Origin of the sequence: Clostridium sp. (genome assembly GCF_018372875.1) — a bacterium.
Taxonomy (GTDB): Bacteria; Bacillota; Clostridia; order Clostridiales; family Clostridiaceae; genus Clostridium.
This window is the reverse complement of sequence record NZ_JAHAIF010000031.1, coordinates 24,746-34,392: the sequence shown is the minus strand read 5'-3', so window position 1 is coordinate 34,392 and position 9,647 is coordinate 24,746. Positions and strand designations below refer to the sequence as shown.

Annotated in this window: 8 protein-coding genes; all 8 read left to right on the top strand. The window is 30.1% G+C overall.

The annotated features are described in order from the left end of the window. Positions 1–745, top strand: a 745-nt coding sequence (locus KIB46_RS10825; RefSeq protein ID WP_291671858.1) for a transketolase C-terminal domain-containing protein, incomplete at its 5' end; no start/stop codon positions are given. Between the two features lie 114 nt (positions 746–859). Continuing rightward, entirely contained in the window at positions 860–1,714 is an 855-nt protein-coding gene (locus tag KIB46_RS10820; protein WP_156560202.1) for a YitT family protein, read from the top strand. Between the two features lie 163 nt (positions 1,715–1,877). Continuing rightward, positions 1,878–2,564, top strand: coding sequence for a cell division ATP-binding protein FtsE (gene ftsE / locus KIB46_RS10815; RefSeq protein ID WP_156560204.1), 687 nt, complete (start codon positions 1,878–1,880; stop codon positions 2,562–2,564). After that, positions 2,554–3,444, top strand: a complete 891-nt coding sequence (gene ftsX / locus KIB46_RS10810; protein ID WP_156560401.1) for a permease-like cell division protein FtsX — start codon at positions 2,554–2,556, stop codon at positions 3,442–3,444. Before ftsE ends, ftsX begins: the two co-directional genes overlap by 11 nt. Before the next feature lie 69 nt (positions 3,445–3,513). Further along, on the top strand, positions 3,514–4,743 hold the full coding sequence (locus KIB46_RS10805) for a S41 family peptidase (RefSeq protein ID WP_156560206.1): 1,230 nt from the start codon (positions 3,514–3,516) through the stop codon (positions 4,741–4,743). A 14-nt stretch (positions 4,744–4,757) separates the two neighbouring features. After that, on the top strand, positions 4,758–6,050 hold the full coding sequence (locus KIB46_RS10800; RefSeq protein WP_291671854.1) for a PDZ domain-containing protein: 1,293 nt from the start codon (positions 4,758–4,760) through the stop codon (positions 6,048–6,050). Positions 6,051–6,283: 233 nt separating this feature from the next. Continuing rightward, positions 6,284–8,245, top strand: coding sequence for an excinuclease ABC subunit UvrB (uvrB, locus tag KIB46_RS10795; protein WP_156560210.1), 1,962 nt, complete (start codon positions 6,284–6,286; stop codon positions 8,243–8,245). Positions 8,246–8,271: 26 nt separating this feature from the next. Beyond that, positions 8,272–9,639, top strand: a complete 1,368-nt coding sequence (locus KIB46_RS10790; RefSeq protein ID WP_291671851.1) for a WG repeat-containing protein — start codon at positions 8,272–8,274, stop codon at positions 9,637–9,639. Positions 9,640–9,647 lie beyond the last annotated feature (8 nt).

The window sequence follows — 9,647 nt, the reverse complement described above, 5'->3', positions numbered from 1 at the left end:
AACTTGTGGTAAGGTACCTTTTGTAAGTACTTTTGCAATGTTTGCAGCAGGAAGAGCTTTTGAACAAATAAGAAACTCAATATGTTATCCTAAATTAAATGTAAAGGTATGTGCAACTCATGCTGGTTTAACAGTTGGAGAAGATGGTGCGTCTCACCAAGCTATTGAAGATATCTCTTTAATGAGAAGCGTGCCTAATATGGTAGTTATAAATCCAGCAGATGATATAGAAACAGAAGCTGCAATAAAGGCAGTTGCAGAAATGGAAGGACCTTGCTATGTAAGACTTGGTAGAATGGCAGTTTCAAGAGTTAATGATGAAGCAAATTATAACTTTGTAATAGGTAAGGGAATAACTTTAGCTGAAGGAAATGATGTAGCAATAATAGCAACAGGGATAATGGTTGAAGCTGCATTAGAGGCAAAGGAAGAATTAGCTAAAGAAGGAATAAATGCAAGGGTTATTAACATACATACTATTAAGCCAATAGATGAAGAATTAATAATAAAAGCTGCAAAGGAAACTGGAGTTATAGTAACAGCTGAAGAGCATAGTATAATAGGTGGATTAGGATCAGCAGTAGCAGAAGTTGTTTCAGAAAATTGTCCAGTACCTGTTTTAAGAGTTGGTGTTAAGGATACATTTGGGGAAAGTGGAAAGCCAAATGAATTATTAGAAAAGTACGGATTAACTTCAAATGATATAGTTAATAAAGTAAAAAAAGCTTTGGAATTAAAAAAATAGATTAGTATATAATAAAAAGAACACTGGAAGGTGTTCTTTTTATTATATAGGGATATTATTAATATGTCAGAGGAATTATAATTATATTAGTAATTATAGTTGGAGGAGAATAATATGAGTAAAAAGTTACTTAAGGAGTACTGTTTAATAACATTAGGAATAATACTTGTAGCTATTTCTGTAGAATACTTTTTTGCACCTAATAATCTTGCAGCTGGTGGTGTGACCGGTTTAGCAATAGTAGTTAACAACTATATACCAGTAATAAGTGTAGGAACTATAACATTGATAGTAAATATAGTTCTCTTTGCTGTAGCATTTATGGCTATAGGAGGGAACTTTGGTGGAAAAACCATATATGCAAGCTTAGGACTATCGGTAATTATGTGGATAATAGAAAAATATTTTTCACCATATGCAATAACTCAGGATTTAATTATTGCTACCATATTTGGAACTATTATATCTGCTTTTGGTATGGCAATAGTTTTTAACAATAATTCTTCCACAGGAGGAACAGATATATTAGCAAAAATATTAAATAAATATTTTCATTTAAATATAGGCACTAGCTTGTTAATAGTAGATTTATTAATAACTTTTGGTGCTGCATTAACTTTTGGATTAGATATCGGATTTTACTCTATGCTTAGTGTTATGATTCTTGGGGTAGCAGTAGATAATTTTATAGATGGATTTAATGCCAGTAAAGAAGTTATGATAATGAGTGATAAAGTAGATGAAATTAGCAAATTTATATTGGAAGAGCTATATAGAGGATGTACTTATTTAAAGGGTGAGGGGGCTTATACAGGCCAAGAAATTAAAGTTATATATTCTGTGTTAACAAGAGCAGAATTTATAAAGTTAAAGTTATTTATTAAGGAGATAGATCCTAAAGCCTTTATAACAGTTAGAGCATCCCATGAAGTCTTAGGCGAAGGATTCAAGGATATGGAAGAAATTTAATGACAAATAAAAGTATATTTCTATTTTATTAATGTTAAAAAAAATATATAATAGAGGAATATAGGGGAATAATGTATCCTACCATAGATATATGCTATAATAGCATTGTAAGATGGACAGGTATTTTAACGAAAAATATCTTAATATACTAAGGAGTGTTAAAATGATTGAATTTAAGAATGTTTCAAAACTTTATAATAATAATGTAAAAGCTCTTTCAGATGTTAGCATAAATATTGAATCAGGGGAATTTGTTTTCTTGGTTGGACCATCTGGAGCAGGTAAATCAACTTTTATAAAAATGATATTGAAAGAAGTTGAGCCTACATCAGGAAAGGTAGTGGTTAATAATACAGAGCTTTCAAAGTTAGCAAGAAATGATGTACCATACTTTAGAAGAAAGATAGGAATGGTATTTCAAGACTTTAGATTAATTCCAAATCTAAATGTATATGAGAATGTAGCCTTTGCTATGAAAGTTGTTGAAGCCACACCAAAAGAGATTAGAAGAAGAGTACCAATGGTATTATCTCTTGTAGGACTTTCTCATAAGTACAAGATGTTCCCAAATGAACTTTCAGGAGGAGAGCAACAAAGAGTTTCCTTAGCAAGAGCTATAGTAAATAATCCATCATTATTAATTGCAGACGAACCTACTGGAAATCTTGATCCAGAAACAGCAAAGGAAATAATGGATTTATTAGATGATATAAATAAAGCTGGAACTACAATCTTGATGGCAACTCACGCTAAAGATATAGTTGATACTATGAAAAAGAGAGTTATCGCTATTGAAGGTGGAGAAATAGCAAGAGATGAAAAGAGAGGTATGTACGAAGATGAAAATTAATACAGTTAATTATTTTATTAGTGATGCATTTAAAAGTTTAAGAAGAAATAAAACTATAAGTCTTGCTTCAGTTATTACTGTTTTAATTACTTTCTCAGTATTAGGAATTTTTACTTTAGTAGCTAAAAATGCTAATTTGGCTATAGGTGGAGTAGAGTCGAAGATAGAGTTAAAAGTTTACTTGTTAGATGATGTAAAGTTAATTGATCAAAGAGAAATAGAAGTAAAGTTAAGAGAACAAGATGGTGTTAAAGAAATAGAATATGAGTCAAGAGAACAAGCTTTGAAAAATTTTGAAGATATGATGAAAGATACACCAGGTTTATTAGAAGGATATACACTAAAAAATAACCCATTACCAGCTTCTTATATAGTAAGGCTTACAGACCCTAGTTATGCAGAAGCTATAAGTGAAGCAGTTCAAGATCTTCCAGGTGTTGAGAGTATAGGAAACCAACAAGATGTTATAAATCAAATACATGGTATTGTTAAGGTAGTAAGAGTTGTTGGTATAGTATTATTTATAATTTTAATAGGAGTATCTATATTCTTAATTATGAATACTACAAAGTTAACAGTTTATTCAAGAAGAAGAGAAGTTGGAATAATGAAATTTGTAGGGGCTACAGACTGGTTTATAAGATGGCCATTTATAATTGAAGGAATGGTTATTGGATTATTAGGAGCAATACTATCTATAATAGGAGTATACTTTATATATAGATTTGGTGTAGGCATTATTGCAAATAATATGCTTATGGTTAGTTTAATTAATCCTACATATGTGTTAACAATGTTATCATGGCAGTTTGCTTTAGGAGGAATTGCTGTTGGTGGAGTTGCAAGTTACATAGCATTAAGGAAATTCTTGGTAGTATAAATATAGATATTAAGAATAAAATAATTACTATGGGAAAAGGTATTTTGGAATTGAAAGGAAGTTGTTTGGATGTACCAGTCTAGTAAAAATAATAAAATGAAAAAAATTATAAAACCATTGGGGATTATATTATCAATATTAGTAGCATTTTTTGCGGGAAATTATATTACTAGATATGGGATAGTCATAGGAAAAAATAGTAATAAGTATGGAACTTTATTAAAATATGCAGATGATGTAGAACAATTTAAAGGTTTATATGAAGTAAAAGAAGATTTAGAGAAGCTGTATGTTGGAGATATAGATCAAGAAAAGCTAGTTGATGGAGCTATTAAGGGAATGACAAATTCCCTTAATGATCCATATACAGTATTTATGAATAAAGAAGAGTATGATAGGTTTATGCAATCCAATTCAGGAGAGTTTAAAGGGATTGGAGTATATGTAAAGCTTGAGGATGACAAAGTTGTTGTTGATTCAACTATTTCTGGAGGCCCTGCTGAAAAAGTAGGAATTAAAGGTGGAGATGTAATTCTTAAGGTTGATGGTGAAGAGGTTGGAAGTGACCAAAGTAAAGCTGTTGCACTAATAACAGGTGCTGAAAATTCTCAAGTAAATATTATAGTAGGAAGAAAAGATACAGAGTTAGAGTTTAATGTAACTAGAGAAACTATAAAGACTGTTTCTGTAAAAAACGAAATGTTAGGAAATAATATAGGATATATTAATCTTTCTACTTTCAATAAAGATGTTTCAGTTGATTTTGTTAAGGCTTTAGAAGAACTTAAAGGAAAAGGAATGAAAGGGTTAATATTAGATCTTAGAGGAAACGGTGGAGGATATTTAGTGGAAGCAATAAATATTGCATCACAATTTATTCCTAAGGGTGAAGTTATTACTTATAGAATTGATAAGTATGAAAGTAAGGAAATAAGTAAATCTGAGGGAGGGGTTGCAATAGGATTGCCTCTTGTAATATTAACAGACGGAGGTACAGCAAGTGCATCTGAAGTTGTTACAGGTGCTTTAAAGGATTATAATGCAGCTGTAACTGTTGGAACCACTACATTTGGAAAAGGGGTAGTTCAACTTCCTTTTGAGCTTAAAAGTGGGATAGGTGGCTTAAAAGTAACTGTTTCTAAATATTACACTCCAAAGGGAGAAGATATAAATAAAAAAGGGATTATACCTGATTATGAAGTTAAGTTGACTGAAGAAGACGTTAATAAAGAATATAGTAAAGATACAGATCCTCAATTACAAAAGGGCATTGAAGTGATAAAAGACATGATAAATTAGGAGGAGCAAAACTTATGAATCTAATTATGTATACATTAAGATCGGTGGCATATGTTATAGTTGAGCCCTCATTAATGTTAATATTAATTCTTTTAGGTGTAATGTTCTATATGAAGAATAAGAAAGTAACTGCTATGCAGCAGATGATTATAGGAGATAAAGTAAACTCTGCTTTAGAGCTTACTTTATCTCAAATAGTTTTAGGAATTTTAGCTGGTGTTATAGCTAGTTTACTATTAAGTCATTTAGGAATTGTTTTTAGAGAGAATTCTGGAATAGAACTTTTATTTATGATTTCTATATTGTTAATGTTTATAAAACCGAGATTTGTATGTTTTTCTTACTCTGCATCTATTCTTGGCTTAGTAAGTTTAATTTTTACTTATTTTAATATAACAACTAGTGATGGACTAGAAATATTAAGAATAGATATAATGTCATTAATGGCTTTTGTTGGAGTTCTTCATATAGTAGAGTCTATTTTAGTAATGCTAGATGGAGAAAAAGGTGCCATTCCTGTTTTTTCGAATAAGGGAGGCAGGATTTCAGGCGGATATGCTTTAAATAGATATTGGGTATTACCTATAGCTATATTTATTGCATATGCAGCTACATCTATAGGATCAACAGCAGGGACAGAAAGTATATCAACACCAAGTTGGTGGCCTATACTTAGGACAAATGACATATTAAATGTTATCAATACAATGATATTAGGGCTAATTCCGTTTTTTGGAGTTTTAGGCTATTCTTCTGTTACCTTTACACAAAAGAAGAAAAAGAAAGTTCTTTCCTCAGGAATTGCTATATTAATATATGGGATAATTCTAACCCTTGTATCTCAGTTAGCTAGGTTTGGATTAGTTGGAGAAGTTTTAGTGTTAATATTTGCTCCTTTAGCTCATGAAGGAATGTTAATGTTGCAAAAGAAAGTGGAAGAAAAAAGAGAAGCTATATTTGTTAGTGGTGAAGATGGTATATCTGTATTAGAAGTAGTTCCTTATTCCATAGCTTATGAGGCTGGTATACGAGTTGGAGATAAAATTGTATCTCTAAATGACCAAAATATAGATGATGTAACAGAAATATATAAGATGGTTAGAAATAGTATATATGATATAAATGTGAAAGTTTTAGGTATGGATGGTAATGGAAAAGAAGTTACATTAAAACCACAAAGAAATAAAAACTTAGGTGCTGTTTTAGTACCTAAAATGGTGCAAAGTGATAAAGTAGTGGCTTTTGAAGATAAGAAATTTTCTGAAGTATTAGAGAAAATAAAAGAAAAGAGAAAGGATATAAAATGATATAAATTCATTTTATATCCTTTTTTAACGTCTATGAAAGTATATTACTTTAAGCATGAAGGGAATAGATGTTTATTTTTCTGTGACTTGGAGCTTGCAGCGGAATAAGCAAAATAAATATCTATACTACCTTTTTTGAATAAAAAGGACTTTAAATACTAATATTATTGACTATAATATACAAAAAAAGTAAAATGGTAATACGAATATAAGTTCGAGATAGGAGATTAATGATGAATAGTTTTAAAATACATTCGAAATTTAAACCAACCGGTGATCAACCTCAAGCAATAGACACATTAGTAGAATCATTAAAAGAAAATCATAGAGGGCAGACGTTATTAGGGGTAACAGGATCGGGTAAAACTTTTACTATGGCAAATATTATTGAAAGACTTCAAAGACCTACAATAATACTGGCTCATAATAAGACTTTAGCAGCTCAATTATGTTCAGAATTTAAAGAATTCTTTCCTGATAACATAGTTGAATATTTTGTATCATATTATGATTACTATCAACCAGAAGCTTATGTTCCTCAAACAGATACATTTATAGAGAAAGATGCGTCAATTAATGATGAAATAGATAAATTAAGGCATTCTGCTACATCTGCTTTATTTGAGAGAAGGGATGTAATTATAGTTGCCTCAGTATCATGTATTTATGGCCTTGGTAATCCAGATGAATACAAGAAATTAACTGTAAGTTTAAGAACAGGAATGGAAAAAGATAGGGATGAAATAGTAAGAAGATTAATAGATATACAGTATGAAAGAAATGATATAGATTTTAAGAGAGGAACATTTAGAGTTAGAGGGGATTCTTTAGATATAATTCCAGCTTCCTCTTCTAATAAAGGAATAAGAGTAGAATTTTTTGGTGAAGAAATTGATAGAATACGTGAATTTGATGTTCTTACAGGAAATATACTTGGTGATAGGGATCATGTTGCTATATTCCCTGCGTCACACTTTGCTACATCACATGAAACGTTAGAAAAAGCAATTAGTAGAATTGAGGATGAACTTGAAGAAAGATTGAGAGAGTTGAATGCTCAAGATAAATTATTGGAAGCACAAAGATTAAGACAAAGAACAAATTTTGATATAGAGATGATGAGGGAAATGGGATATTGTAGTGGAATAGAAAATTATTCAAGAATCTTAGATTCAAGGGATCCTGGTACTCCACCTAAAACATTGTTAGATTATTTTCCGGATGATTATCTAATGTTTATTGATGAAAGTCATGTAACCCTACCTCAAGTAAGGGCAATGTATGCTGGAGATAGATCTAGAAAAAATACCTTGGTGGATTATGGATTTAGGTTACCTTGTGCATATGATAATAGACCTCTTCAATTTCCGGAATTTGAAAAGAAAATAAATCAAGTTGTTTATGTAAGTGCTACACCAAGTCAGTATGAATTAGATAATTCATCAGTTATAGCAGAGCAAATAATTAGACCAACAGGATTGATAGATCCTCAAATAATTATAAGACCAATAAAAGGTCAGATTGATGATTTGTATGGAGAAATTAAGAAAACTACAGAAAAAGGATTTAGAACTTTAATAACTACTTTAACTAAGAGGATGGCAGAAGATTTAACTAAGTATCTAACAGAATTAGGAGTAAAAACAACATATATGCATTCTGATATTGAAACAATAGAAAGAATGAAAATAATAAGGGAACTTAGGTTAGGTGAATACGATGTTTTAGTAGGTATAAATCTTTTGAGAGAAGGTTTAGATATTCCAGAAGTAGCATTAGTAGCTATCTTGGATGCTGACAAAGAAGGGTTCTTAAGATCTGAAACATCATTGATACAAACAATAGGAAGGGCAGCTAGAAATTCTGAAAGTAAGGTAATAATGTATGCAGATAATATTACTGGATCTATGGATAGAGCTATAAAAGAAACTAATAGAAGAAGAGAAATACAAGAACAGTATAATGAGAAACATGGAATAACGCCAAAGACAATATTAAAGGAAGTAAGAGATGTAATAGAGGCTACAAAAGTTGCAGAAGAAACAGTTGAATATAAAGCAGAAGAAAAAATGAGTAAAAAAGAAAAAGAAAAGCTTATTAAAAAGTATACAGAAGAGATGATGGATGCAGCTAAGAACTTACAATTTGAAAGAGCAGCTCAATTGAGGGATATGATAGAGCAATTAAAAAATTAATAATGTGGTAAGGGGAGAAGGGGCTTTTGAAAAGGAAAAATGAAGTTATAGGGTTTTCTATTATTGTAGTATTAACAATTTCTATAATTGGGGTATTTACTACAATAGGAGTTAAGTTGATAAAGGATAATAACATACCATCACCTGATTTTAGTGGAATATTAGGTTGGTTCTCTAAAGAAGAAGAAGAGGAAGATGCATATGCGGAGATTGAAGAGATAACTTTAAAATATGATGATGTTAAGTATTATCCATACCAGGCGAAGAATAAAAAGTGGGGTTATGTAGATGAAAATATGAATGTAGTTATAGAAGCTAAATTCGACTATGCTACAGCTTTTAGTGAAGGTATAGGATTAGTAAAAGAGGATGATAGATATAGATATATTTCAAAAGATGGAAATTACATGCTTGATAATTCTTATTACTATGCTACACCGTTTTGTGGTGGCGCAGCTATAGTTGAAGAAGATGATACAGAGATTTTAATTGATTATGATGGAAAAAAGCTATGTGAAATAGATGAAGATATATATGTTCATGAGTTTGTTGATGGAATAGCTGTTTTTGAGAAAAATGATAAGTATGGATATATTGATATTAGAGGAAATATATTGGTGAAAGCAAAATATGAATATTGTGAAAGCTTTATGAATGGTGTAGCAATTGTTAAAGACAGTGATAATTACTATCTTATAGGGAGAAATGGTAAAAAGGTAATTGATAGTGGATTTGAGTATATAAGTTCTTATGATAATAAATACTTCTTGTGTAGCAATGAAAGAAATTCTTATTTGATTGATAGTAAAGGTGAAAATGTAGACTTACCTATTGATGTAATTGATATTATGAGAATTCAGAAGGATGGAGTAATATTCCGTAGTGGAAATAATAAATGTGGCTTTATGGATTATGAAGGAAATTTAGTTTTCGAAGTAGAAGTTGATTTCATTAATGAGGTTATCAATGGAATAAGTTATGGGGAGATATATAATGGAAGTAAGTATGAAATAGTCTGTATTGATAATGAAGGAAATATAATAGCTAATTATACTGAATTAGGATATACCGATGTAAATGAGTGGTATGGAGAAATAAATGTATTAAGTAGCAATGAACATAAATACTTAGTAGATAAGATGGGGAATAAAATTGAAGATTTAAATGGAGTAACAGTTCAGTTTTATGGGGATTTTATAATATTGTCTAAAAATGATAATACCAATACAAAAGTATATTCACAAAATGGAAAGTTATTATTAGAATTAGATGACAAATATTATATTAATTATACAGATTTATATGGTACTAATTATGAAGAAAATGTATTGCTATTGAGAAATGATAAAGATGAGAATGTTACTATAAATATACAGGGTAAAATTGCAAAGTAATATTAATG

Excerpts from the sequence above, each read along its gene's own strand:
- KIB46_RS10820 (WP_156560202.1), top strand. The coding sequence starts at position 860 with ATGAGTAAAAAGTTACTTAAGGAGTACTGTTTAATAACATTAGGAATA.
- ftsE (WP_156560204.1), top strand. The coding sequence starts at position 1,878 with ATGATTGAATTTAAGAATGTTTCAAAACTTTATAATAATAATGTAAAA.
- ftsX (WP_156560401.1), top strand. The coding sequence starts at position 2,554 with ATGAAAATTAATACAGTTAATTATTTTATTAGTGATGCATTTAAAAGT.
- KIB46_RS10805 (WP_156560206.1), top strand. The coding sequence starts at position 3,514 with ATGTACCAGTCTAGTAAAAATAATAAAATGAAAAAAATTATAAAACCA.
- KIB46_RS10800 (WP_291671854.1), top strand. The coding sequence starts at position 4,758 with ATGAATCTAATTATGTATACATTAAGATCGGTGGCATATGTTATAGTT.
- uvrB (WP_156560210.1), top strand. The coding sequence starts at position 6,284 with ATGAATAGTTTTAAAATACATTCGAAATTTAAACCAACCGGTGATCAA.